Below are 23,631 nucleotides of genomic sequence, written 5' to 3' on the forward strand. Positions count from 1 at the left end.
TTAGCACCTGACCGCCATTAGCTCATCTGGAAGAGCGAACGACATACGTTGTAGGGAACGGGGTTCGAGGCCTCGATGGCGGCCCAATATCGACTTAGTACGTTAACAGAGTGCTTCCCGCTTCCGCACAATTTTTATTTCGCCCAGCGCCCTGGTCTCCTCCCGGCTATTGCTGCTTATACGTGACTATTTCCTGTGAAATCATTTCTATTCTTTAGCCTCTGTGAGTCACAGAAGGTTATTATCCGGTTTTAGCCCCCCCTTTGCGGCAAAGGAATATCAGCGTCCTGCCTGCTTCTCGATTTAGCTAAGTCCAGTCGATTAATTTTAATGAGAATTTACTTATTAGGATTAAGTCGCGTATTTTTCAGAAATTTCATCACTTTTTATATGGTATTCTCCGTTGTTCAAGGAGTGAACGAAGGAAAAATGAATGCTTTACCGCTATGCCGTTTTCTCCAGAAAACATAATACGTTTCATATTCTTCTGCTGTTTACCATTTTGATAATAAGTTTCATACATTTGAGCGTGCTGCTGGAAACCGATAACACATGGCTGCTGGGGCCGATGGTGATTTATCTGCCCATTTTTTTCCTTTGGCGAAAAGTCTCAGTGTTACGCAGCAGAATCGCTGATTAATGTGCTGGTGGAGTTCCCTACATGAGTGAAAATACAACATCTAAGCCAACCTCTGAACCGAAAGTCCTGCAGCCGGTATTGCGGAAAGTCGACCTCAACCTGCTGACCATTTTTGATACTGTCATGCAGGAACAAAGCCTAACCAAAGCGGCGCAAACGCTGGGCATGTCTCAGCCTGCGGTCAGCAGCGCGGTCTCTCGCCTGAAGGTGCTGTTTAAGGATGAACTGTTTGTCCGCAACGGCCGCGGCATTAAACCGACAGAGCGCGCCTTTCAACTCTTTAGCTCGGTTCGACGCGCGCTATCGCTGGTGCAAAATGAGCTACCGGATACGCTTTTCGATCCGCTGGACTGCGAACGTCTCTACAACCTTTGCGTCTGTAGCCCGCTGGATAACTATCTGACGCCGCTTATTTTTAACAAAATAAGTGAGATTGCGCCCAGGGTCAGTCTGTCCTTTAAATCTTCGCTAAGTCAGCAGGTGACAAATCAGCTGCGCTATCAGGAGGTGGAATTTGTACTCGATTACAACAAATTCAATCATCCGGAATTTACCAGTATCCCGCTGTTCCATGACCGGATGGTGCTGGTGGCCAGACGCAACCATCCGCGTATCGCATCGCCGCTGAGCGAGGAGGATATTTATCGCGAGCAGCACGCCACCGTCGCGCTGGATCGCTACGCCTCCTTCAGCTATCCCTGGTATAGCTCTGAAGAGCAGCGGGCGTGCGTCGCTTTTCACGGTAATGCGATGGTCAGCGTGTTGAGCGTCGTGTCGCAAACCAATATGGTGGCTATCGCGCCGGAATGGCTGGCGAAAGAGTTTGAAGAGCAGTTTGCGCTACAGCTGCTGCCTCTGCCTTTAGACATGGACAGCCGTACCTGTTATCTTTCGTGGCATGAAACGGCGGGCCAGGAGAGAAGCCACCGCTGGATGGCGGAACTGTTGATAAAAATTTGCCAGCGCTAAACAGACCTGAAGAAATGCCTGGTAAGACGCCAGGTATTTTATTATTAACGCTCAACTCCTCCTCTGAAAACTATTTAAGCTAACTCGCTTTACTCTTGTTCATCAGACAATGATGACCGGATGAAATACGCTGTATTACTAAAATTAACCCGCCAGAATTTCATTAAAATATCTCTTTGCAGAAAATCGCGCATTTGTCCGGCAGAGCCAACCGGCGGTTTCTATACCCAATAGATGTCGAGTTGCTTCGAGGCGGCAAGGGAGTGACAAATTCGTCGGGGACGAATTTGATCAGCCGAAGGCTGGCCTCCGGTGAGAGGCAGGAGCCTCTCATTAATCCCCAGGAGCTTACTCAAGTAAGTGACTGGGGTGAACTAACGTAGCCAACAAAGAAGCAACTTGAAAGACGACGGGTATATACTCTTATTATCCAGCCGGGCCGACGCCTGAATCAGGGGATGATGTTGATGCGCAGAAAAATGATGAAGCCTGCGGTGGCCGCCGCCGCCCTGTTGATGTCTTCTACGGCCCTACGAGCGGATGAAATCAATCTTTATTCGGTGAATACCGGCTCCTGGATTTACCATCTGTCGAACAACCACGGGCAGTACACCGAAGGCTTTGACAACCAGTTTGCCTCCGTTGAGCGCAAGTTCTCCGAAGATTCTCAGTACAGCCTGCTGGCCGGAACGATGAAAAACAGCTTTGACGATCGCTGCATCGCGCTGGGGGTACGCCGCGACTGGGCCTCGCTGGGCAACGGCTGGGTATTTAAGGGAATTTATGGCTACGTTGGCGAGTTTTTCTTCTCGGCCTTTGAGCACTGCGGCGACCATGGTTCTTACAAGGATTTTAAAGATGCGACCGGTATTGGCTTTTCTCCCTATATTTACCATGGTTTTCAGTACAACTTTACCGATTATTTCGGCGTGGAAAGCGGAATTATTCTTCCTGCCGTCTTTGTGGTGAGCGTGCAGTGGAGTTTTCGCTAACGCAGTGGCGAAAACCCGCCCGCAGTGGGGTTTTGAAGGCAGTGTAAAATAAACTTAAGCTGTCTTAAGGTTATTTTAATGTTCATCGCGGCAGCTATTTTTTTATAGCATTTTCCTCGCCTGTTGCCGCCCGCGCGCAGTATATTTCTCTTTTTTAATTAGATGGTAATTGTTTGCATTATCATTCACATTTCTCTGTGATTTAATCCTTGCCGGCCGGCTGCCAGTTACCTTTTGCCCACCTCTATTAAGGATTAGCGTATGCGTTTTCGTCTGGTGTCTTATTGCTCCGCTGCATTGATGGCTTCTTCCGCGTTTATTGCTCCGCAGGCGTTGGCGGCGGCCAGCAGCGACGGGATTGTGGTCTACAACGCGCAGCATGAAAATCTGGTTAAGTCCTGGGTTGACGGTTTTACCAAAGAGACGGGAATTAAAGTGACGCTGCGGAACGGCGGCGATAGTGAGCTGGGGAATCAGCTGGTGCAGGAGGGGACGGCATCCCCGGCGGATGTCTTTCTGACCGAAAACTCCCCGGCGATGGTGCTGGTGGATAACGCGAAGCTGTTTGCGCCGCTGGCGGCCGAGACCCTTCAGCAGGTCGCCCCGCAGTACCGCCCTGAGCACGGCCGCTGGATAGGCATTGCCGCTCGCAGCACCGTATTCGTCTACAATCCGGCGAAAATCAGCGAAGCGCAGCTGCCGAAGTCGCTGATGGACCTGGCGCAACCGCAGTGGAAAGGGCGCTGGGCCGCTTCACCATCCGGCGCGGATTTCCAGGCCATCGTCAGCGCGATGCTGGCGCTGAAAGGCGAGCAGGCCACCCTGGCATGGCTTAAAGCGATGAAAACCAATTTTGTGGCCTACAAGGGCAACAGCACGGTGATGAAAGCGGTGAATGCCGGTCAGATTGATGGCGGCGTTATCTATCATTACTACCGCTTTGTCGATCAGGCGAAAACCGGCGAGAACAGCAAAAATACCCGTCTCCACTACTTTAAAAACCAGGATCCTGGCGCCTTTGTCAGCATTTCCGGTGGCGGCGTTCTGGCCTCCAGCAAACATCAGGAACAGGCTCAGGCCTTTATCAAGTGGATCACCGGCAAGCAGGGGCAGGATGAGCTGCGCACCAACAACGCCTTTGAATATGCCGTTGGCGTTAACGCCGCATCCAACCCGAAGCTGACGCCGCTGCAGGCGTTAGAGGCGCCGAAAGTTGAACCGTCTTCGCTGAACAGCAAAAAAGTGGTCGATTTGATGACCCAGGCTGGCCTGCTGTAATCGTCCGTTAAAGTGAATACGCTATGTCTTCTCTGAGTTTCGCGCTCGGAAAAAAAGCCCAACGCCTGCCCGAGCGCAGGCGTCCTGCTTTTCCGATGATCGCGTTAGCCGTTCTGTTTTCTCTACTGGCGCTCTTGCCGCCGGGTTTTGTTATTGCCGTAGGGGTCGATACCGGCTGGGAGACAATCCAGGCGCTGGTCTTTCGCCCCCGCGTCGCCGAGCTGTTGAGCAACACCCTGTGGCTTATCGCGCTGACGGTACCGCTGTGTATTGTGCTGGGCGTTGGCCTGGCCTGGCTGACGGAGCGTACGCTGCTGGCGGGGCGGCGAGTCTGGTCGGTGCTGGCGGTTGCGCCGCTGGCGATCCCGGCCTTTGTACAAAGCTACGCCTGGGTCAGCGCGGTACCGGCAATGCACGGACTGTCTGCCGGGGTTTTTCTCTCGCTGCTGGCCTATTACCCGTTTATCTATATGCCGGTTGCCGCCGTTCTGCGGCGGCTGGACCCGACGTTGGAAGATGTTGCCGCTTCATTAGGTACGCCGCCGTGGCGGATCTTTTTCCGCGTGGTTTTGCCGCAGCTCAGGCTGGCGATATGCGGCGGAGCGCTGCTGGTGGCGCTGCATCTGCTGGCGGAGTTCGGCCTCTTCGCGATGGTCCGTTTCGATACATTTACCACCGCTATCTATGATCAGTTCCAGTCAACCTTCAGCGGCCCGGCGGCAAATATGCTGGGCGGGGTGCTGGCGCTTTGCTGCCTGGCCATTTTGCTGCTGGAAGGAGCATCGCGGGGGAAGGCGCGCTATGCCCGCATCGGTTCGGGCGCCGCGCGCGAACAGCAGCGGCAGCCGCTGAGTCGGCTGGCGGCGATCCCTCTCCAGCTCGCGCTGCTGACGCTGGTGATGCTGGCGCTGGGGATACCGCTGATGGTGCTTTGCCGCTGGCTCTGGCTGGGCGGCGTGGAAAACTGGATGAGCGCCGACCTGTGGCTCTCTCTGCGGCAAACGCTGCTGCTCGGCGCGGTGGGCGCGCTCCTTACCACCGCCTGCGCAATTCCCATCGCCTGGCTGGGCGTTCGCTATCCGCAGCCTCTTTTTCGTCTGCTGGAAGGGTGTAACTACATGACCAGCTCGCTGCCCGGCATCGTGACGGCGCTGGCGCTGGTGACGGTCACCATTCACTACGCGCGCCCCATCTATCAGACCGAGGTCACGCTGCTGCTCGCCTGGCTGCTGATGTTTATGCCCCGGGCGCTGGTTAACCTGCGGGCCGGGATCGCGCAGGCCCCTGTCGAGCTGGAAAACGTCGCCCGCAGTTTAGGCCGCAGCCCCGGCCGGGCGCTGTGGAGCGTCACCATGCGGCTGGCGGCGCCGGGCGCGGCGGCGGGGGCGGCGCTGGTGTTTCTCGGCATCACCAATGAATTGACCGCCACGCTGCTGCTCTCTCCGCTCGGCACCCGCACGCTGTCAACCGGCTTCTGGGCGTTGACCAGCGAAATTGATTATGTCGCCGCCGCCCCTTACGCGATGCTGATGATTCTGCTTTCGCTGCCGCTGACCGGCATTCTCTATATTCAGTCGAAAAAAATCGCAGGCCTGTAAATGCTTGAACTCTCCTCAATCTCAAAATCTTTTGCCGGTACGCGGGTGCTCGAAAACCTCAATCTGACGGTGGCCGCAGGCAGCCGCACGGCGATTGTCGGCCCCTCCGGCTCCGGTAAAACCACGTTGCTGCGGATCCTGGCGGGTTTCGAAACGCCGGATAGCGGGCGGATTGTTATGCAGGGGCGCACGCTGTTTGCGCAGGGGACATTTATTCCCGCCCACCTGCGCGGGGTGGGCTACGTGCCGCAGGAGGGCGCGCTGTTCCCCCATCTGAACGTCGCGGACAATATCGCCTGGGGGCTCGATGGCAGTCGCCAGGAGAAATACCAGCAGGTGGCGGCGCTAATGGAGAGGGTCTCGCTGGACAGTCAGTTGGCGAACCACTGGCCGCACGAAATTTCCGGCGGTCAGCAGCAGCGCGTGGCCCTGGCGCGCGCGCTGGCACAGCGGCCCGCGCTGATGTTGCTGGATGAACCTTTTTCCGCCCTCGATACCGGACTGCGCGCGGCTACGCGTAAAGCCACCGCTGATTTACTGGCGCAGGCCGGTATCGCGTCGATTCTGGTCACCCACGATCAGAATGAAGCGCTCTCCTTTGCCAGCCAGGTCGCGGTGATGCGTCAGGGGCGCTTTGCCCAGGTTGGTACGCCGTATGAGGTCTACAGTCACCCGGTTGATGAAGAGACCGCGCTTTTTCTCGGCGATGCGCTGGTGCTGCCCGCCGAACTGTGCGGCGGCCGAGCGCGCTGCGCGATAGGTGAAGTCTTAACCGACAATCCGCAGGCCGTCGGCCAGGGAAGGGTGATGCTGCGCCCCGAGCAGCTGGTTATTTCTCCCTGCCGGGCGGATGACCCGCAGCTTACCGTACGCGATGTGGACTTTAGCGGCCATCTCTCCACGTTAACCCTGACGCTGCCCGGCCAGCGCGAGCCGCTGCTCGTTAAAACCGTCAGCCGGCAGTTATGGCGGCCGGGGGCAGCGGTACGTATTGAGGTGGTGGGCGAGGCGCGAGTTTTCGCCCGCTAGCGGCGCCGGGCTATAAATCAATGCACAGATTCGCCGACCGGCTGCGCGAGCAGCACAGGGCGATCTGCTGCGCGCTGGCGGATTTCTCCGCCTCCGACTGTACGGTGTCGCGATGATCGACAACCCCTTCGATAACCGGCGTCAGGCAGGCGCCGCAAATCCCCATCTCGCAGGAGAGCGGGACGGCGACGCCGTTTTCCTGGAGCACCTGGGCGATGGTTTTATGCGGGGGCACCGGCCACCGCTCTCCCGAGGACGCAAGCGTCACGTTAAAGGTTTCTCCCTCCCCAGCGCCGGCTGGCGCAGCGGTGGGCTGAAAGGCTTCGCTATGGATCTGCGTTTCCGCCCAGCCCCGTTCCATGGCCGCCCGACGCGCGGCAACCATAAATCCCTCAGGTCCACAGAGATAAATCGGATATCCGGTATGCGTCTTGTTCAGCGCGGCGGCTAAATGTTGCCGGGCGCTGTCTCCTTCGCAAGAGCTGTGAATCACCACGCTTTCGGCGCTGAATCGCCGCTGCAGTTCGCGGACAAACGCCCCCTGCGCGCGGTTTTTCAGGTAATAGTGCAGGGTAAACGGCACGCCTTCCGCCTTAAGCCTAAGCGCCATCGCGTACAGCGGCGTAATGCCGATCCCGGCCGCCAGCAGCGTCACCCGTTCCGCCGTACGTAAAGGAAACAGATTGCGCGGGGGAGAAATCAACAGCGTCTGGCCGGGGCGCAGCTGCTGGTGGATATAGCGCGAGCCGCCGCGAGATGCTTTCTCCAGCGCCACGCAGATCAGGTAGCCGTCGTCAGGATCGTCCGGGCCGGTCAAGGAATACTGGCGGATAATGCCGCACGGCAGATGTACGTCAATATGCGCGCCGGGCTGCCAGGCGGGGAGCGGTCGGCCGTCCTGCGCCACCAGCCTGACGGCGAGGCTCTGGCTACCCTGGCGCCAGATGCCGTCAACGATAACCTCTACTACATCGCTCATGATGGCTCTCCACTTAAACGAGGAAAAAGTCGCCGAAGCCCATTTTTTTCAGCCCGCGGCGATAGGCGATGGAGCTGCGATCGGCGGGGATATGCGCTTCGAGCGTTAAATCCAGCGGCAGTCTCTCCGGGCGCTGGGTCTCCACCATCAGGCGATCTTCCTCAAAGACGCGCAGGTTAAAGGCGTGAACATCCTCTACCGGCACGTGCAGATCGAAATTACGCGCGATGGGCGCGAACATCCGGGTGATCCGTGAAGAAACCGGCGAGGCGGCGTTCATAATCACCAGCCGGGCCTCCCCGGGAAAATGAATCGTCAGGGTGGCGGTAAACGGCAGATGCATCTCGAAATGGCGCAGCCACTGAAAGCCTTCCGGCGCGCGAAACTCGGAGCTGGCGGGATAGTTGCCGACCGAACTCCAGTAATCGGCGATAAAACCAAACGGCGTCTCCTGCGGGGTGTAGTTTGGCACCACCTGGTTATCCGGGTCGGCGAAGGTATCGGTGTGGATCCAGGCGAAATGGGCGACGTCCAGAAAGCCCTCGACCTGGCGGCCCGCAAAGCCGTTGACCTCAAAGGCCGGGCAGTTGATTTGCTGAAAGCCGTCGTCGTGCCAGTGCGGCATCACCGGCAGCGGCATCGGGTTCTCCGGGTCGAAGGCCATGCAGGTCCAGATCAGGCCATAGCGTTCCTCAACCGCAAAGCTGGTGAGGTTGAGCTTCGCCGGTACCGGCTGGTCGGGGCTGGACGGGATACGGTTACAGCGGCCATCTTCGCCGAAGCGCAGGCCGTGGTACGGGCAGACGATCCCTTCTTCGTCGTGAAAACCGAGCGTCAGCGGCACGCCGCGGTGGGGACAGACGTCGCGAGCGACCACCACCTGGCCCTTGATACGATAGATAACCAGCTGTTCATCAAGCAGGGTGGCTTTTACCGGCGCGGGGCCGATATCGCAGGCGCGGGCGACGGGATGCCAGCATTTCGCCAGGCGCAGCCAGTCCTCGGGCTCAAAGGTGCAATGGGCGGGCGGGGTGGGTTGTGGTTTGTTCATGGCTTCTCTTCCTGCTCACAAAAACATTTGTTTAATTGTTGTGAGTTTATTGTTGCCATATTAGGGTGTTGACATCCATCAGCAAGAATTCACCCAGCCGTTGCAAAAAAGAGAACAGGTTACCGATGAGCCCATTTTCACGTTTCGCTATCTATTTTGCCGAAGTGGCCCGCAGCGGCAGCCTGCGGCGGGCGGCGGAAAAGCTGCATATTTCCGCTTCGGCCATCAACCGGCAAATTTTGCAGGCGGAAGAGGCCTTCGGCACGCCGCTGTTTGAGCGCCTGCCGGAAGGGCTGCGCATGACCACCGCCGGGGAGCTGCTGTACGACAATCTGCTGCGCTGGCAAAAGGAGTTTCATCTGACGCGGCAAAAGTTTGATGAGCTGCAGGGGCTGAAGCGCGGCAGCGTTAGTCTTGGCATGGTGCAGGCGCTGGCGGAAGGGAGCTTTGCCGCCGCGCTGGCGGACATTATCGCCAGCTGGCAGTGGCTGGAGCTGAATCTGCAGGTGGCGGATAGCCATACCATCAGCCAGAAGGTGCGGCAGGCGGATCTCGATTTCGGCCTGATTCTGGATCCTGAAGGTCAGGCGGGGCTGAGCGTGCTGGCCTTTGCCGAGCTGGAGATGGGCGCGGTAATGCGCCCGGATCATCCTCAGGCGCAGGCCGCGATGCTGTCGCCAGGGGAGCTAAGCGAGGAGCGGCATATTGTCCCCGGTGCGCCGCTGATCGTCCATGATCGGGTCGCGATGCTTTATCGCCATTATGATTTTGCTCCGGCCAACAGTATTAGCTGTAACGATATCCGGCTGATCAAATCGCTGGTGCTGAAAGGCGGCAGCGTGACGATTCTCAGCCGTCTGGACGTGCTGGAAGAGGTGAAGCTCGGGCAGCTGGCGTTTGTCCCGCTACGCAACAAGCTGCTGCGCCCGCTCACCCTGGCCCTGTGCGCCGCGCCGTCGCGCCAGCTCTCCCGCCCGGCGCAGATGGCGATCCAGAAGCTGACCGCCGTGATGGAGGAGATGCAGGCCGGGGCAGCGGGTTCACTACCATCTGTTGGCCGATAGCCCGGCTAAGGCGTTTACGCCGCGAGCCGGGAAGGGCGCCGATGCCAACATTTTTACCCCAGCGGGCCGCCCTGAATGGTTTCGCACAGGCCGTTGATAATCCGCTCTCCGGTCTCGGTTTCCAGCTCTTGATACCAGGCTTGCGTCAGCGCCATATCTTTACCATGGGTCACATCGCAGCGTTTCCGCGCCTTCAGCACCAGGTCGCGGACCCGATCGCAGCGCAGCGCTTCGTACTGGCGCAATACCTCGGCGATGTCGCGGCTCTCGCGGAACAGGTCTCCCAGCACCACCGCATCCTCCAGCGCCGCGCAGCCGCCCTGGCCGATATCCGGCGTGGTGCTGTGCCCGGCATCGCCCAGCAGCGCTACCTTGCCGCGAACCAGCCGCGCAAAAGGTTCAATATCATGGATTTCAATACGGTTGGTGGTCTGCGGATCGAGGGCGGCGATCAGCTTCTGCACCTGCGGCGCCCAGCCGCTAAAGTAGCGGCTGAGATCCGCCCGTAGCGTGCTGCGATCCTCGGCCAGCCCTGCCGGCAGCGGAACATCAAAGAAAAAGTAAAACCGGCCATCGGAGACCGGCATCAGCGACACCCGTTTCCCCTCGCCGACGAAAGTGGTCCACTGGTTGCCCGGCGCAATCGCTTCATCAATCTCTACCAGACCGTTCCAGTTAACGTAACCCGCGTAGCGGCGCTCAGGGGTATAGCCGAGCACGTACGGACGCAACGCCGAATGGCTACCGTCGGCGGCAATCAGAAAATCTCCCTCTGCCATCGATCCGTCGGTAAACCAGACGCGAACGCCGTCGGCGTGTTCTTCGCAGCGGGTGACGCGTTTACCAAACTGCACGGCGTCGCGTCCCCAGAAGGCGAGCATCTCGCGCTGCAGTTCAGCGCGGGAAACCGGACAGGGGCGGCCGCCGGTACGCTCTACCAGCGGAGCGAGGCTGAACTGGGTCAGATCCTCCCCGCGCAGATAATCCTTATAAGCGAGAAAATGCATCGGCCCGCCGTAGTTCTCGATAATATCGCCCATACCTAAATGCTTCATGCACTTCACGCCGTTCGGCCAGATGGAGATGGCCGCGCCCACCGGTTTGATTTCTTTCACCGCTTCAAAGACTTCGCAATGGATACCTGCATTTTTTAACCCCACCGCCGCGCTCAGGCCGCCGATTCCGCCGCCGATAACTAATGCTTTCATTTGCTTCTCCTTTACATACGTCGTGATTGGCTTGAGCAATTTGCGTACCACTTTGGCGCAGGCGCGGATTTCGCCGATTCGGCCTCCCCGCCATCGTGCGGTTGCACAGTCGTGGTGCGTGATGGGGGTTTTGTTGCCTTTTTATGAATCAATAATTTCTATATTGGGAATGTAGAATCTAAAGTTTCATTACGGTGGCCAGCCCGGGCGCACAGGTGTTAACCCGGTAGATGATTTATCTCTTTGTAAAACAGAGGAAAAATTAAATGTTGCGCAAGTGTGAGCGAATTTGGCCTGTTTTGTGCACCCGTTCCCGCACGCTTATTCGCAACGGGATGAAACGACCATGTCAGATGAAAAAAACGGCGGCTTACTGTACGGCCTCGAGCAGCGGATACCGCCGCTTCCGGCTTTTTTTAGCGCTTTACAGCACGTACTCGCCGGGCTGGTGGGCATTATCACCCCACCGCTGATTATCGGCGCGGCGCTGGGGCTGGGGGAGTGGCTGCCCTATTTGATCAGCATGTCCCTGCTGGCCTCCGGCATTGGCACCTTTTTGCAATCCAACCGCGTTTGGGGGATCGGTGCGGGCATGATCTGTATGCAGGGCACTAGCTTTGCGTTCCTCGGCGTCGCCATTGCCGGCGGTATGTGGGTAAAAGGGCAGGGTGGTACGCCGCAGGATATTATGGCCATGCTGTTTGGCGTCAACTTCGTCGCCGCGCTGGTGCCATGCCTCGTCAGCCGCTTTATTGAACCGCTGAAGCGCATTTTTACTCCGGTGATTACCGGTAGCGTGATAGCGCTGATCGGCATTAGCCTGATTAAAGTCAGCGTCATTAACTGGTGCGGCGGCGAGCAGGCGAAAGCATTTGCCAGCATGAGCAATATCGCCCTCGGCGCGGGCACACTCGGGACTATCGTCCTGCTAAGCTGCGCGAAAAACCGCTGGCTGCGCCTCTCTTCAGTGGTGGTGGGGATTGCCGTCGGCTGCGCGGCGGCGGCGCTGAGCGGATCGTTCCAGCTTAAAGGCGTCGGCGATGTCTGGTTCCGCTTGCCGCAGCTGTTTCCGTTTGGTTTTCAGTTTAACAGCGCGATTTTTCTGCCGATTGCGCTGGTGTCGCTGGTCTGCATTCTTGAGGCGGTGGGGGATCTGACGGCTAACTGCCTGATCTCTCAGCAGTCGATAGATGACGAGGCCTTCCGTTCCCGGCTGAAAGGCGGCATTCTTGCCGATGGCATAAGCTGCATGGTGGCGGCGATGCTGTGCGCGTTCCCCAATACCACCTTTGCGCAAAACAACGGCGTGATTCAGATGACCGGCGTCGCCAGCCGCTACGTTGGCCGCTACATTGGGGTGATTTTGATTTTGCTGGGACTGTTTCCGCCGTTCGGCGAGATACTGCGCCAGATCCCGGTGCCGGTGCTGGGCGGCGCGACGATGGTGATGTTTGGCTGCGTTGTGGCGGCAGGGATCCGCATTATCACCCAGAAACCGCTGACCCGCCGCGATATGCTGATCGTTGGCCTGGCCTTCGGTTTTGGTCTTGGCATTGAGGCAGTCCCGGCGTTTCTGACCCACTTCCCGCCGATCGTGGGTAACCTGTTCGGCTCTGCGGCGACCAGCGGCGGGCTGGTGGCGATTGTCCTGAATCTGATTATTCCGGAAGAGAAACCGGCCGCGGCGGCGGCCACAAGGAGCACCGATGATCGCGCTGAATCACTTTAACCAACTGAGCGGCGAAGAGGCCGTTTCCCTGCTGGCGCCCTGCGTTGCCGTTGCTGGTTGGGCGGCGGCGCTCGCCGCCGGCCGGCCCTGGCGCAGCCGCGCTGATTTGCTCAGCGCCGCCGAGCGGCTGATGGCGGCGTGGGGCGAAGCGGAGCTGACCGAGGCGCTAAGCGCCCATCCGCGTATCGGCGAAAAGCCCGCCGGGTCTCAGGCGCACGCGGCGCTCTCGCGTCAGGAGCAGGGAAGCGTTGATGAGCGCGATGCTGCGCTGGCGCTGGCGCTGAAAGAGGGCAACGCCCGCTACGAAGCGCGATTTGGCCGGATTTTTTTGATTCGCGCGAAAGGGCGCAGCGGGGATGAAATCTTAGCGGCGCTGTCGCGTCGCCTGCAAAACAGCGATCGCGCAGAAGTTCAGGATGCGTTAGCGCAGCTGCGCGAAATCACCTTATTAAGACTGGAAGGAGCAATTGGCGAATGAGTACCTTAAGCACCCATATTCTGGATATCTCTACCGGCCGACCGGCGCAGGGCGTGAAGGTTGTGCTGGAGCGCGAAGGCGCGCTGATTGCCCGCGGGACTACCGATGAGAACGGCCGCATTGGCGAACTCGGCGCCGGACCGCTGGCGATGGGGCGTTACCGGTTGAGTGCGGAAATTGGCGAGTGGTTTACCGCCAGCGGGCGCGAGACGCTCTACCTGAGCGCGCAGATTGATTTCGCCATCCGCGAAGCGGCTGGCGGGCACTATCACTTACCGTTTTTAATCGCTCCCGGCGGCTGGTCCACCTATCGCGGCAGCTAAATTTCCCCGGAGGCGGCGCCGCGCGTTCAATGTCATTTGTCCTCTGGTAGCCCGGGTAAGGCGCTTGCGCCGCGACCCGGGAAAAGGACTACTGCGCAGCTGCATCCCCCCACACGCGCTCGCCGTTTACCCACGTCTCGCTGATATTGCGTTCATCGCCCAGGGTCATCAGCACGAACAGCTGCTCATAGATATCCTTGCAGCGCCCGCTGCGTAAGCGCTGCAGCGGCGTGACCGCCGGGTCGATAACCACAAAATCGGCCTCTTTGCCGGGTTGGAAATTGCCAATCTTCTCATCAAGGCGCAGAGCGCGCGCGCCGCCAAGGGTCGCATGGTAGAAGGCTTCACTGGCGCGAAGGCGATAGCTTTGCAGCTGGCTGACCTTATACGCCTCGCCGAGGGTGCGCAGCATACTGAAGGTGGTGCCCGCGCCAACATCGCTACCGATGCCCATGCGCACCTTGTTCTGCCAGCAGACCGGTAAACGAAACAGCCCGCTGCCGAGGAACAGGTTCGACGTTGGGCAAAAGGCCAGCGCTGAACCGGTTTCGTGCAGGCACTGCCACTCGGCGTCCGCAAGGTGAATGCCGTGGGCAAACACGCTGCGCTCGCCGGTCAACCGATAGTGATGGTAGACGTCGAGATAGTGCTCATGCTCTGGCCACAGGCTTTTTACCCACGCCACTTCGTTGAGGTTTTCGCTCAGATGGGTGTGCAGCCAGGTATCAGGAAACTCTTCCCGTAGCTGCCGCACCGCCGCCAGTAGCTCCGGCGTCGAGGTCGGCGCGAAGCGCGGCGTAATGGCGTAGCCGAGGCGGCCGCGCTGGTGCCAGCGTTCAATCAGTTCGCGGGTTTGCCGGTAGCTCTGCTCCGCGCTTTCGCTCAGATAATCGGGCGCGTGGCGATCCATCATCACTTTCCCGGCGAGCAGGCGCATATTCAGGCGCAGCGCTTCGTTAAACAGGGCATCCACCGATTCCGGATGCAGTGTACAAAAAACCAGCGCGGTGGTGGTGCCGTGGCTCAGCAGCTGGTTGACAAAAAATTGCGCGATCTCGGCGGCGTAGTCGGCATCGGCAAACTGGCTCTCCACCGGAAAGGTATAGGTGGTGAGCCACTCCAGCAGCTGCTCGCCAAATGCGCCAATCATCTCGGTTTGCGGATAGTGGACGTGGGCATCGACAAACCCCGGCAGCAGCAGCTTACCGCGCAGGTCGCGATAGCCCTTCTGCGGGTGCAGGTACCTTTCGCCCTCCTGCCATGGCAGGAGCGCCTGAACGCGTCCGTCGCGAAGAAACAGCACGCCATCCTCCAGATAGCGCGCATGGCGGGCGATATCGTCAGCGCTCTCGGCAACGGCGGCGATATCGAAAAATGCGCCGCGAACTGCGGCATGGTAGTCAAACATCATAGCTGCCCTGTGGGTTAGCGAAAGGATAGGTTGATTCAGCAAGAATAATGCCAGTTTGCGCAGGCGAAGAGCCGCCGCGACGTGACGCCGCGGCGGGGGGACGGGGTTACTCTTTCTGGGCGAGGGCGCTGAAACCGGCCGTCGCGCCGACGAGCTCGTCGCGGGCAATCCAGCGGTAGGCCACGCCGCTCAAGAAGACGCCAATAAACCAGCTAAAGTTGGCCACTTCGTGCAGGGCCGGAATAAAGCTGATGACCAGACCAATAGCGACGGAGGGTATCAGGGCGGCGATCGCTTTCGGGTTAAAGCCGTTGCGGTACCAGTACTGGCCCTTTGGCGTGTCGTCAAACAGGTCGTTGACGGAAACTTTACCGCGCTTAATGATGTAAAAATCCACAATCAGGATGCCGAACAGCGGGCCGATAAACGCCCCCAGCACATCAAGGGTGTAGTGGATAAGCTCCGGCGAATTAAACAGGTTCCACGGCGTCAGCAGAATAGACCCCACGGCGGCAATCATCCCGCCGGTGCGGAAGCTGATTTTCTGCGGCGAGCAGTTCGAGAAATCGAACGCCGGGGAGACAAAGTTGGCCACGATATTAATCCCGATGGTGGCGGTGATCATGGTCAGCAGGCCAATGGCGACCGCCAGGTCGTTGCCCACGCGGCTCACGGTCTCAATCGGGTCGGTGATCATGCGGCCAAACAGCGACTGCGTGCCGGAGACAATCACCACGGTCACGATGGAGAACAGCAGGAAGTTAAACGGCAGGCCCCAGCGGTTGCCGCGGCGGATATCACCCATGCTTTTGCCGTAGCGCGAGAAATCACCAAAGTTGAGCAGCGGGCCGGAGAAGTAGGAGACCACCAGCGCGGTGGCGGTGATCATCTGCCAGGTCTGCTCCCCGGCGCTCAGCGACTTACTGGCGAGGGTGAAGGAGATCCCGTCAAAACCGGTTTTGTATACAATCCAGCCCGCCAGCGCCAGCATCACCACGTAGACCGCCGGGCCGGCGATATCGATAAAGCGCTTGATGGCGTTCATTCCGTGCCAGAACACCATCGCCTGCAGCAGCCACATGGTGGCGAAGCAGAGCCAGCCCAGATGCGACAGGCCGAGGACGCTGGATGCTGTGAGCGTCGATAGCGATGGCCAGAACTTCAGTAGCACTAGCATCAGCGCGTTGGCGGCGAGATAGGTCTGAATGCCGTACCACGCGAAGGCGATAAGCCCGCGGATCACCGCCGGGATATTGGCCCCAAACACGCCAAACGCCTGACGACAAATGACTGCGTAGGGCACGCCCGCCATCTGGCTGGGCTTCGCCACCAGGTTGGCGCACAGTTGAACGATGCAAATCCCCACCAGCAGGCACAGCAGCACCTGCCAGCTCGCCAGCCCGAGCGTAAAGAAGCTCGCCGCCACCACGTAGCCCCCCATGCTGTGCACGTCCGACATCCAAAAAGAAAAGATGTTGTACCAGCTCCAGTTCTGGTCGCGCGTCGGCGCCAGATCCTCATTGCAAAGTCGCGGACTGTATCCAGCGTGGGGATCAGCGGCCTTAACCTGATGCGTATTTTGTTGATTTGGCATGAAACCTGCTCCTGTAAATGAACACCCGTTTAAATGGATTGCTGAGGCTGTTGCAGGATTTAGGCCAAAGTAGTTATTTTTGTATGCAAGAATTAAATTTTATGTATACGATCCGATATCAAAAAGTAAAAACCGGAGTGGTGAATGAGCAACCAACATCGTCTGCAGGCCGCGCCAGAACTGCAGGATAAAGACGAATCCATCTATCAGGCGCTGATGACCGCGATCGTCGAGCATCAGCTGCCGCCGGGGAGCAAACTGCCGGAGGAGGCGCTGGCGGAAGTGTTCGGCGTAAGCCGTACCGGGATCAGAAAGGTGCTGCAACGACTCGCGACTGTGCAAATGGTCGCCCTGACGCCCAAACGTGGTGCACAGGTCGCCAGCCCGACGGTAGAAGAGGCGCAAGAGATCTTCCGCACCCGCGCGCTGCTGGAGGTGGCCAACCTGCCGGATGTGCTGGCCCGCTGTCAGCCGCCGCACCTCGCGGCGCTGGAGGCCATTATCCGTGAGGAGCAGCAGGCCCATGAACGCTATGACGGCCCGGCGGCGATCCGCTACTCCGCCGAGTTTCATATTCAGCTGCAGGCGATCTCCGGCAATCAGGTGCTCACCGAGATGGTGACCCGCCTGAGCCAGCGCTCTTCATTAGTTATCGCAGCGTGGGGATCGCCGTGGCGTCAGGGCTGCCGCTGCGACGATCACGAACGGCTTGTCCAACTGCTGCGCGACAAGGCGCTGCAGCCGCTGAGCGATGCGTTAAGTCACCATTTTGAACATATCGTCGCCAGCCTTTGCTTTGAGCGTTCTGGCGTGACCCTACCTGATTTTGCCCGGCTGTTTGCCGGTTATAAGGAGCCGTAATGGCCGCTGTTTGTATACAAGTCATCAACCCCAACACCAGCCTGGCCATGACGGAAACCATCGGCGCCGCCGCGCGGGCGGTCGCCGCGCCGGGAACCGAGATTCTGGCGGTCTGCCCCCGCGAAGGCGTCCCATCGATAGAGGGCCACTTTGATGAAGCCATCGCTGCCGTGGGCGTGCTGGAGCAGATCAACGCCGGTCGTCAACAGGGGGTCGACGGGCACGTGATCGCCTGTTTTGGCGACCCCGGTCTGCTGGCGGCGCGCGAGCTGGCGCAGGGGCCGGTGGTGGGCATTGCCGAAGCGGCGATGCATATGGCGACGCTGGTGGCCACCCGTTTCTCCATCGTGACCACGCTGCCGCGCACTCTGATCATCGCCCGTCATCTGCTGCATCAGTATGGTTTTCATGACCACTGCGCGGCCCTGCACGCCATTGATTTACCGGTGCTGGCGCTGGAGGACGGCAGCGGTGTGGCGCAGGAGAAGGTACGCGCGCGCTGTATTCAGGCGCTAAAAGAGGACGGCTGCGGGGCCATCGTGCTGGGCTGCGGTGGGATGGCGACGCTGGCCCAGGAGCTGACTCGCGAGCTGCGCGTACCGGTGATCGATGGCGTCAGCGCGGCGGTCAAAATGGTTGAGTCACTGGTGGCATTAGGCCTGTCGACCAGCAAGCACGGCGATTTAGCTTTTCCCGAAACCAAGGCGTTGAGCGGCAAATTTCAGGCATTAACCCCGTTTTAAATTAAAGAGGTGGCAGATGGCATTTTTGACAGAAGATTACCCGCGCGACCTGCGCGGCTACGGCGGACAGCCGCCGCACGCCCGGTGGCCGAACAACGCGCGCATCGCTGTGCAGTTTGTGCTGAACTACGAAGAGGGCTCGGAAAACCACGTGCTGCACGGCGATGCCGGTTCTGAACAGTTTCTGTCCGATATTATCGGCGCCGCCAGCTACCCTGACCGGCATATGTCTATGGACTCTTTGTATGAGTACGGCAGCCGCGCCGGTTTCTGGCGCATCCATAATGAGTTCAGCAAGCGGGGACTGCCGCTGACCGTGTTCGGCGTCGCCATGGCGCTGGCGCGTCATCCCGGGGTGGTCGAGGCGATTAAGTCGGCGAACTATGACGTGGTCAGCCACGGCTGGCGTTGGATCCATTACCAGAATATGCCCGTCGAGCAGGAACGGGAGCATCTCAATAAAGCCGTTCAGGTGTTAACCGATCTGTTTGGCAAGCCGCCCACCGGCTGGTATACCGGGCGCGATAGTCCTCAGACCCGCCAGTTGGTGGTGGAGCACGGCGGTTTTGATTACGACAGCGATTATTATGGCGACGACCTGCCGTTCTGGAGCGAGGTGGCGTGCGGCGACGGGACGCGTAAGCCGCACCTGATCGTGCCTTATACCCTCGATGCCAACGATATGCGCTTTGCCACCGCCCAGGGGTTTAATACCGCCGAGCAGTTTTACACCTATCTGAAAGACAGCTTCGATGTGCTGTATGAAGAGGGGGCCAGCGCGCCGAAGATGATGTCCATCGGTATGCACTGCCGCCTGCTGGGACGACCGGGCCGCTTTCGCGCGCTGCAGCGTTTCCTCGATTATGTGCAGCAGCACGACCGGGTCTGGGTCTGCACCCGTCAGCAGATCGCCGAACACTGGCGCGAGGTTCATCCGTTTAGAGGGTAAAATCGTTCCCCGGGTCGCGCCGCAAGCGGCTTACCCGGGGTACTGGCCTGCAGGCGCGAGTTAACCCGTAGCCCGGGTAAGCGCAGCGCAACCCGGGGGATACCGGGAAAGGCGCGGGGCTTAACTCATCAAACTGACCTGGGCGGCGACGATGCGCCAGCCGAAGGGGAAACGCACCCAGGTTTGCTGCTGGCGGCCAATGCGTTCGCTGCCATCGCGGGTAAATTCGGTGCTGCACACCGCGTAATCCTCGCCGAAGGTGGTGATGGTGGTATGCCGCAGCTCGCGCTGCAGGCCGGCGGCAGGACGGGCGGCGCGAAAGGCGCGGATTTCGTCGATACCGTAGAGATTTTCGCCGGCCCCCAGCCGCACCGTGCGCTTGTCGTGCCAGAACAGCTCATCCAGCACCGCGATATTGTTGCTGACCAGCGCTTCCTCATAGCGGTAAAACGCCGCCGTGACCTCGGCGAGGATCCGCGGGCGATTAATATGCTCTTGCGTCATCATGCTGCTATCTCCAGGGGGCGGGCGTCGGTCACGCCCGTCTCTTCCAGCGCCCGCGCGACCCGCAGACAGGCTTGTTCATTAAAAGGCGCGGCAATCAGCTGCAGGCCGATCGGCTGCCCGCTCGCCGTGCGCAGCGGTACGGTGACCACCGGTAGACCAAGGAAGGAGATGGGCTGGGTCAGCATCCCCATACTGGCGCGGATCGGCAGCGGCTGGCCGTTGATCTCCATGGTCTGCGCGCCGATGAGCGTCGCGCTGCACGGCGTGGCCGGGGCGATCAGCACATCCGCATGGGCGAACAAGGCTTTAAACGCCTGCTGCGCGTGGCGGCGGAAGCGCTGGGCCTGAAGATACCAGGCCGACGGGATCATCGCGCCCGCCAGCAGGCGCTCGCGTGAGTTCGGCTCAAAACGTTCGGGCTGGCTACGCAGCGCGGGCAGGTACTGGTTGCCGCCCTCGGCGGCGCTGAGAATAAACGCCGCCGAGCGGGCCAGCTCCGCCTCCGGGAAGATCAGCTCCTCATGCGCCGCCAGCGCCCCGGCGACGCGAGCGACGGCCGCACGGGCGTCATTATCGCACCACGTTGTAAAATAACCGCCGAGGGTGGCGCAGCGCAGGCCTTCGAGCCCGCGCGACAGCAGATTCGCCGTGCGCTCGCTGGCCTTGTCGGCCTGAAAACCATCGCCCGGATCGCGACCCTGCAGGGCATCGTAAACCGCGGAAAGGTCGCTGACGCAGCGGGCAAACGGACCGATGTGGTCGAGGCTGGCGACGAAAGGATGGCTCCCGGAACGCGACAAGCGGCCAAAGGTCGGCTTCAGGCCGAAGATCCCGCACAGCGATGCCGGGACGCGAATGGATCCGTTGGTGTCGCTTCCCAGCGAAAAATGCACCAGCCCGGCGGCCACCGCTGCCGCCGACCCGCCCGAGGAACCCCCGGCGATCCGCGAGAGATCGTGCGGATTACGCGTCGCCCCGTAGTGGCTGTTTTCGGTGGTAAACCCGTAGGCGTAGGCATCCATATTCAGCATCCCGGAGAGCAGCGCGCCCGCGCTGTGCAGCTGGCGCACCGCCCAGCTGTCGGCAACGGCGGCGGGGCGATCGCTCAGCAGCTGGGCCCCGGCAAGGGTCGTGTGTCCGGCGACATCGAAAAGATTTTTCACCGCATAGGGAACGCCTGCCAGCGCGGGCAGGGGCTTTTTTTCCCGCCGCAAGGTATCGATATTCTCCGCCTCAGCGAGCATGCGTTTTTCGCTGACATGGGTCCAGGCGTTGATCTGCGGGTTAACCCGCGCGATGTTCTCCAGGGTGTGGCGGGCGATCTCTTTGGCGCTGAGTTCGCCGCTGGCCAGCGCGCGCTGGATTTCGTGAATCGTCATTTCAGGCAGCTTCATGCTTTATAAACTCCGGCGATTTCGACGCGATCGTCGAGGGGAAAGGCCAGCAGCGGCCCGGCCATGGCGGCAATGCGGCTAAACTGCACCCTGAGCTCTGCGCGCCTCGCATCGTCCAGCTCCAGCGCCAACAGCTGTTCCATTTGCGTGAGGTAAGCGTCCCATTCGTTGTGCGGTGTGTTCATCATCAGCTCCTAATATCCGGCGGCGGAGCCGTTGCTGCGCGGATCGCTGGCCCCCTCGAACAGACCGTTGGGGTGGCGAACGATCGCCCCGGCGTGGCCCATGGCTTCGCTGAAATCGGCCAGCACTTCAACGTCGTGCCCCAGCTGACGCAGGCGGGCAACGCATTCGGCGCTGAAGCGGCCTTCCAGCTTGAGCGAGTCGGAAGTTTGCCCCCAGGTACGTCCCAGCAGCCAGCGCGGTCGGGTGATGCTCTCCTGCAGCGGCGCGTTTTGCAGCACGTAGCGGGTGAAAATAGCGGCCTGGGTTTGCGGTTGGCCGTCGCCGCCCATGGAGCCGTACACCATCACCCGGCCATCGTTCAGCCTTGCGGCGGCGGGGTTGAGGGTGTGAAACGGCTGTTTGCCGGGCGCCAGCGCCAGCAGGTGGCTCGGGTCGAGGCTGAAAGAGGCCCCGCGGTTCTGCCAGACAATTCCGCTCTCCGGCAGCACCACGCCGCTGCCGAATTCGTGATAAAGGCTTTGAATAAAGGAGACCGCTAGTCCGCTTTTATCGATAACCCCCATCCATACGGTATCGCCAGGACCTTTGCCCGCGCCCCACGGAGCGGCCTGCTGGTCGTCGATGTTATCCGCCAGCGGTTGCAGCGCCGCCGCTGCCAGCAGGCTCTGGATATCGACATCAAGGTGACGCGGATCGGTGATATGCGCGTCGCGTAGGCCGAAGGCCAGCTTGGTCGCCTCAACAATGCGGTGGATGGTCATCGCATCGTCGGCCTCGGCCATCGCCAGCCGGTCGGTGATGCCGAGAATGGCCAGCGAAACCAGCCCCTGGGTCGGCGGCGCGAGGTTCCACAGTTCCCCGTGCTGATGCTCAAGCCTGAGCGGCAGCGGGCGGCGGGCGCGATGCTGCTGCAGATCGCTGAGGGTCACGGGCAGTCCATACTGTTCCATGCCGCGGGCCAGATGCTCCGCCAGCGGCCCGCGATAAAAGCTGTCCAATCCTTCCTCGCTTAGCCGGCGCAGGGTGTTCGCCAGCGCCGGCTGCAAAAAGCGGCTCCCGGCTTTCGGCGGCTGGCCGTCCACCAGAAAGGTTTCGGCGAAGCCGGGCTGGTCGCGCAGTTCACTGAATTTCCCGGCGGTGGCGCTGGCCTGCGAGGCGGTAACCGGGATGCCGCTTGCGGCGTAGCCGATGGCGTCTTCCAGCAGCCGCGACAGCGGCAGCGATCTTCCGCTTAACTCGCGCGAAACCTTCAGCGCTTCTTCCCAGCCGCTGACGGTACCCGCCACGGTGAGGGCCGCCTGTGGACCCCGGTGGGGGATCTGCGCCAGGCCGGCGTAGGCCTGCGGCGTCGCCAGCGAGCCCGCCGCGCCGCTGGCGTCAATGGCGATGGGGTCGCCTTCGGGCGGCACGATAAGCCAGAAGCCGTCGCCGCCGAGGCCGTTCATATGCGGATAAACCACGGCGATGGTGGCGGCGGCGGCGACCATCGCTTCTATCGCGCTTCCGCCTTCGCGCAGAACCGCCAGCGCGCTCTGGCTGGCCAGATGATGGGGCGCGACCGCCATCCCGTGGGCGGCAACATGACTTTGCATGGGGTGTCCTCAATTAACCAAATCGTCCGAGAGGGTTGCAAAAGCTGTTCCATGTCTGAACGTAAAGTTTCAATCGCTGCTGGTGAGGGGCGTTTTTTGTCGAACTGGCATGCATTATGAAAGACGTTAACGGTATAGTGCGGTGAAACGAAAGTTACAGAGGTCTTATGCAACAGCTTGATGAACGACTAAAAGAGCAGTACCCGTCTTTATCGCCGCAGGAACAGCGGGTGGCGGATTTTATTTTCGATCATTTTGATGACCTGATTAGCTACAACAGCGCGGAGCTGGCGCAGCTTAGCGGGGTATCGAAAGCCACGGTCAGCCGGCTGTTCAAGCGCCTGGGCTATGAGAAATATAAAGATATGCGCGATGAGCTGCGCACCCTGCGCCAGAGCGGAATGCCGCTGACCGATAATCGCGATGCAGTGCAGGGCAACACGCTGCTGGCGCGCCATTATAAACAGGAGATGGCCAACCTGACCCAGTGGGTTAACGCCCTTGATGTCCAGCAGTTCGCCGAGGCGATTCAGGCGCTGGTGAGCGCCCGGCGTATCGTGATTATCGGCATGCGCAATGCTTATCCGGCGGCGCTGCATTTGCGCCAGCAGCTTTTACAGGCGCGCGGGCAGGTGCTGGTGCTGCCGCAGCCGGGACAAAGCTTAAGCGAGGAGCTGGTGGATTTAACCGCCGACGATGTGGTGGTGGTGATGGCGTTTCGCCGCCGTCCGCGAATTATTCGCCCGCTGCTGCAGCAGCTACAGAGCAGCGGTATTCCGGCGCTGCTGATGTGCGAACCGCAGGCCCACGGCCTGTTTCCGCTGGCGCGCTGGCAGCTTTGCGCGCCGCTGGATAGCGTATCGGCCTACGATAGCTACGCGTCGGTCAATAGCCTGATCAATCTACTGTCGAACGCATTTCTGCACGAAATTCTCGATAAAGGCCGCCCGCGGATTCACGATATTGCCACCCTCTATCAGCAGCTGGACGAGCTGGAACAACGATAATGGGGCGCCAGCGTGGTGCCTTGCATGGTTTTGGTGCGATAAAATAATG

At 60.0% G+C, this 23,631-nt stretch carries 21 protein-coding genes and 1 pseudogene; 13 read left to right on the forward strand and 9 right to left on the reverse strand.

Going from position 1 to position 23,631, the window contains the following annotated elements:
- The first annotated feature begins 661 nt into the window (after nucleotides 1-661).
- From leuO to KCG39_RS01330, 5 genes are all read left to right on the forward strand, one after another.
- Nucleotides 662-1,609 carry a transcriptional regulator LeuO gene (gene leuO, locus KCG39_RS01310; RefSeq protein WP_004131162.1) on the forward strand — a complete coding sequence of 316 codons (948 nt, stop codon included), beginning with the start codon at nucleotides 662-664 and terminating at the stop codon, nucleotides 1,607-1,609.
- A 515-nt stretch (nucleotides 1,610-2,124) separates the two neighbouring features.
- On the forward strand, nucleotides 2,125-2,601 hold the full coding sequence (locus tag KCG39_RS01315) for a hypothetical protein (RefSeq protein ID WP_162626023.1): 477 nt from the start codon (nucleotides 2,125-2,127) through the stop codon (nucleotides 2,599-2,601).
- A 261-nt stretch (nucleotides 2,602-2,862) separates the two neighbouring features.
- Entirely contained in the window at nucleotides 2,863-3,879 is a 1,017-nt protein-coding gene (locus tag KCG39_RS01320) for an iron ABC transporter substrate-binding protein (protein WP_004871451.1), read from the forward strand.
- Between the two features lie 23 nt (nucleotides 3,880-3,902).
- Complete coding sequence (locus KCG39_RS01325) at nucleotides 3,903-5,477, forward strand: ABC transporter permease (RefSeq protein ID WP_004131173.1); 1,575 nt, start codon at nucleotides 3,903-3,905, stop codon at nucleotides 5,475-5,477.
- Nucleotides 5,478-6,506 carry an ABC transporter ATP-binding protein gene (locus KCG39_RS01330; RefSeq protein ID WP_049112165.1) on the forward strand — a complete coding sequence of 343 codons (1,029 nt, stop codon included), beginning with the start codon at nucleotides 5,478-5,480 and terminating at the stop codon, nucleotides 6,504-6,506.
- A 10-nt stretch (nucleotides 6,507-6,516) separates the two neighbouring features.
- On the opposite strand, the gene KCG39_RS01335 is transcribed toward KCG39_RS01330, so the two are convergent.
- Together KCG39_RS01335 and hpxD are read right to left on the reverse strand one after the other, a co-directional pair.
- Nucleotides 6,517-7,485 carry a PDR/VanB family oxidoreductase gene (locus KCG39_RS01335; protein ID WP_112165287.1) on the reverse strand — a complete coding sequence of 323 codons (969 nt, stop codon included), beginning with the start codon at nucleotides 7,483-7,485 and terminating at the stop codon, nucleotides 6,517-6,519.
- A 13-nt stretch (nucleotides 7,486-7,498) separates the two neighbouring features.
- Nucleotides 7,499-8,536 (reverse strand): molybdenum cofactor-independent xanthine hydroxylase subunit HpxD, encoded by a 1,038-nt coding sequence (gene hpxD, locus KCG39_RS01340; RefSeq protein WP_004131179.1) that lies wholly within the window; start codon nucleotides 8,534-8,536, stop codon nucleotides 7,499-7,501.
- Between the two features lie 125 nt (nucleotides 8,537-8,661).
- On the opposite strand from hpxD, the gene hpxR reads away from it, so the two are divergent.
- The gene (hpxR, locus tag KCG39_RS01345) at nucleotides 8,662-9,600 is read left to right on the forward strand and encodes a LysR family hpxDE operon transcriptional regulator HpxR (RefSeq protein WP_142467741.1); all 939 of its coding nucleotides are present in this window, start codon (nucleotides 8,662-8,664) and stop codon (nucleotides 9,598-9,600) included.
- Nucleotides 9,601-9,653: 53 nt separating this feature from the next.
- Here the strand turns inward: hpxR and hpxO are convergent, their stop codons facing one another.
- Complete coding sequence (gene hpxO, locus KCG39_RS01350; protein WP_004131182.1) at nucleotides 9,654-10,808, reverse strand: FAD-dependent urate hydroxylase HpxO; 1,155 nt, start codon at nucleotides 10,806-10,808, stop codon at nucleotides 9,654-9,656.
- Nucleotides 10,809-11,154: 346 nt separating this feature from the next.
- Between hpxO and KCG39_RS01355 the strand changes: the two genes are divergently transcribed.
- Genes KCG39_RS01355 through uraH form a run of 3 tightly spaced genes read left to right on the forward strand, consistent with a single transcriptional unit; the run spans nucleotide 11,155 to nucleotide 13,338 of the window.
- A complete protein-coding gene (locus KCG39_RS01355; protein WP_142446129.1) occupies nucleotides 11,155-12,537 on the forward strand; it encodes a nucleobase:cation symporter-2 family protein in 1,383 nt (460 codons plus the stop codon).
- Nucleotides 12,515-13,015, forward strand: a complete 501-nt coding sequence (gene uraD, locus KCG39_RS01360; protein ID WP_049112143.1) for a 2-oxo-4-hydroxy-4-carboxy-5-ureidoimidazoline decarboxylase — start codon at nucleotides 12,515-12,517, stop codon at nucleotides 13,013-13,015. The genes KCG39_RS01355 and uraD overlap by 23 nt, the downstream gene beginning before the upstream one ends.
- The gene (gene uraH / locus KCG39_RS01365) at nucleotides 13,012-13,338 is read left to right on the forward strand and encodes a hydroxyisourate hydrolase (RefSeq protein WP_004131187.1); all 327 of its coding nucleotides are present in this window, start codon (nucleotides 13,012-13,014) and stop codon (nucleotides 13,336-13,338) included. Before uraD ends, uraH begins: the two co-directional genes overlap by 4 nt.
- An 88-nt stretch (nucleotides 13,339-13,426) precedes the next feature.
- Here the strand turns inward: uraH and guaD are convergent, their stop codons facing one another.
- Together guaD and KCG39_RS01375 are read right to left on the reverse strand one after the other, a co-directional pair.
- Complete coding sequence (gene guaD / locus KCG39_RS01370) at nucleotides 13,427-14,746, reverse strand: guanine deaminase (RefSeq protein WP_032742088.1); 1,320 nt, start codon at nucleotides 14,744-14,746, stop codon at nucleotides 13,427-13,429.
- A 109-nt stretch (nucleotides 14,747-14,855) separates the two neighbouring features.
- Complete coding sequence (locus KCG39_RS01375; RefSeq protein ID WP_142445471.1) at nucleotides 14,856-16,343, reverse strand: NCS1 family nucleobase:cation symporter-1; 1,488 nt, start codon at nucleotides 16,341-16,343, stop codon at nucleotides 14,856-14,858.
- Nucleotides 16,344-16,487: 144 nt separating this feature from the next.
- On the opposite strand from KCG39_RS01375, the gene KCG39_RS01380 reads away from it, so the two are divergent.
- From KCG39_RS01380 to puuE, 3 genes and pseudogenes are all read left to right on the forward strand, one after another.
- Nucleotides 16,488-17,204: a GntR family transcriptional regulator gene (locus tag KCG39_RS01380; protein ID WP_024359599.1), complete on the forward strand. Its 717-nt coding sequence runs from the start codon at nucleotides 16,488-16,490 to the stop codon at nucleotides 17,202-17,204.
- Nucleotides 17,204-17,923 (forward strand): annotated as a pseudogene (hpxA, locus tag KCG39_RS01385) (allantoin racemase); the annotation flags it as partial. The gene KCG39_RS01380 and the pseudogene hpxA, both read left to right, overlap by 1 nt.
- A 40-nt stretch (nucleotides 17,924-17,963) precedes the next feature.
- Complete coding sequence (gene puuE, locus KCG39_RS01390) at nucleotides 17,964-18,896, forward strand: allantoinase PuuE (protein ID WP_123828280.1); 933 nt, start codon at nucleotides 17,964-17,966, stop codon at nucleotides 18,894-18,896.
- Between the two features lie 120 nt (nucleotides 18,897-19,016).
- On the opposite strand, the gene hpxZ is transcribed toward puuE, so the two are convergent.
- The 4 genes from hpxZ to hpxW are packed head-to-tail and all read right to left on the reverse strand — an operon-like array spanning nucleotide 19,017 to nucleotide 22,575.
- Nucleotides 19,017-19,403: an oxalurate catabolism protein HpxZ gene (hpxZ, locus tag KCG39_RS01395; protein ID WP_004131200.1), complete on the reverse strand. Its 387-nt coding sequence runs from the start codon at nucleotides 19,401-19,403 to the stop codon at nucleotides 19,017-19,019.
- Nucleotides 19,400-20,797: an AtzE family amidohydrolase gene (locus KCG39_RS01400; protein WP_004131202.1), complete on the reverse strand. Its 1,398-nt coding sequence runs from the start codon at nucleotides 20,795-20,797 to the stop codon at nucleotides 19,400-19,402. The genes hpxZ and KCG39_RS01400 overlap by 4 nt, the downstream gene beginning before the upstream one ends.
- On the reverse strand, nucleotides 20,794-20,982 hold the full coding sequence (hpxX, locus tag KCG39_RS01405; protein WP_004131209.1) for an oxalurate catabolism protein HpxX: 189 nt from the start codon (nucleotides 20,980-20,982) through the stop codon (nucleotides 20,794-20,796). Before hpxX ends, KCG39_RS01400 begins: the two co-directional genes overlap by 4 nt.
- Before the next feature lie 9 nt (nucleotides 20,983-20,991).
- A complete protein-coding gene (gene hpxW / locus KCG39_RS01410) occupies nucleotides 20,992-22,575 on the reverse strand; it encodes an oxamate amidohydrolase (protein WP_087829307.1) in 1,584 nt (527 codons plus the stop codon).
- A gap of 167 nt (nucleotides 22,576-22,742) precedes the next feature.
- On the opposite strand from hpxW, the gene hpxU reads away from it, so the two are divergent.
- Nucleotides 22,743-23,582 carry a MurR/RpiR family transcriptional regulator HpxU gene (gene hpxU / locus KCG39_RS01415; RefSeq protein ID WP_004131213.1) on the forward strand — a complete coding sequence of 280 codons (840 nt, stop codon included), beginning with the start codon at nucleotides 22,743-22,745 and terminating at the stop codon, nucleotides 23,580-23,582.
- Nucleotides 23,583-23,631: the final 49 nt, after the last annotated feature.

The sequence above is a fragment of the Klebsiella pasteurii genome (assembly GCF_018139045.1).
GTDB classification, from domain to species: Bacteria; Pseudomonadota; Gammaproteobacteria; order Enterobacterales; family Enterobacteriaceae; genus Klebsiella; species Klebsiella grimontii.

Bases quoted from the DNA above. Each gene is read 5' to 3' on its own strand.
- leuO (WP_004131162.1), top strand. From the start codon at position 662: ATGAGTGAAAATACAACATCTAAGCCAACCTCTGAACCGAAAGTCCTG.
- KCG39_RS01315 (WP_162626023.1), top strand. From the start codon at position 2,125: ATGTCTTCTACGGCCCTACGAGCGGATGAAATCAATCTTTATTCGGTG.
- KCG39_RS01320 (WP_004871451.1), top strand. From the start codon at position 2,863: ATGCGTTTTCGTCTGGTGTCTTATTGCTCCGCTGCATTGATGGCTTCT.
- KCG39_RS01325 (WP_004131173.1), top strand. From the start codon at position 3,903: ATGTCTTCTCTGAGTTTCGCGCTCGGAAAAAAAGCCCAACGCCTGCCC.
- KCG39_RS01330 (WP_049112165.1), top strand. From the start codon at position 5,478: ATGCTTGAACTCTCCTCAATCTCAAAATCTTTTGCCGGTACGCGGGTG.
- KCG39_RS01335 (WP_112165287.1), bottom strand. From the start codon at position 7,485: ATGAGCGATGTAGTAGAGGTTATCGTTGACGGCATCTGGCGCCAGGGT.
- hpxD (WP_004131179.1), bottom strand. From the start codon at position 8,536: ATGAACAAACCACAACCCACCCCGCCCGCCCATTGCACCTTTGAGCCC.
- hpxR (WP_142467741.1), top strand. From the start codon at position 8,662: ATGAGCCCATTTTCACGTTTCGCTATCTATTTTGCCGAAGTGGCCCGC.
- hpxO (WP_004131182.1), bottom strand. From the start codon at position 10,808: ATGAAAGCATTAGTTATCGGCGGCGGAATCGGCGGCCTGAGCGCGGCG.
- KCG39_RS01355 (WP_142446129.1), top strand. From the start codon at position 11,155: ATGTCAGATGAAAAAAACGGCGGCTTACTGTACGGCCTCGAGCAGCGG.
- uraD (WP_049112143.1), top strand. From the start codon at position 12,515: ATGATCGCGCTGAATCACTTTAACCAACTGAGCGGCGAAGAGGCCGTT.
- uraH (WP_004131187.1), top strand. From the start codon at position 13,012: ATGAGTACCTTAAGCACCCATATTCTGGATATCTCTACCGGCCGACCG.
- guaD (WP_032742088.1), bottom strand. From the start codon at position 14,746: ATGTTTGACTACCATGCCGCAGTTCGCGGCGCATTTTTCGATATCGCC.
- KCG39_RS01375 (WP_142445471.1), bottom strand. From the start codon at position 16,343: ATGCCAAATCAACAAAATACGCATCAGGTTAAGGCCGCTGATCCCCAC.
- KCG39_RS01380 (WP_024359599.1), top strand. From the start codon at position 16,488: ATGAGCAACCAACATCGTCTGCAGGCCGCGCCAGAACTGCAGGATAAA.
- puuE (WP_123828280.1), top strand. From the start codon at position 17,964: ATGGCATTTTTGACAGAAGATTACCCGCGCGACCTGCGCGGCTACGGC.
- hpxZ (WP_004131200.1), bottom strand. From the start codon at position 19,403: ATGATGACGCAAGAGCATATTAATCGCCCGCGGATCCTCGCCGAGGTC.
- KCG39_RS01400 (WP_004131202.1), bottom strand. From the start codon at position 20,797: ATGAAGCTGCCTGAAATGACGATTCACGAAATCCAGCGCGCGCTGGCC.
- hpxX (WP_004131209.1), bottom strand. From the start codon at position 20,982: ATGAACACACCGCACAACGAATGGGACGCTTACCTCACGCAAATGGAA.
- hpxW (WP_087829307.1), bottom strand. From the start codon at position 22,575: ATGCAAAGTCATGTTGCCGCCCACGGGATGGCGGTCGCGCCCCATCAT.
- hpxU (WP_004131213.1), top strand. From the start codon at position 22,743: ATGCAACAGCTTGATGAACGACTAAAAGAGCAGTACCCGTCTTTATCG.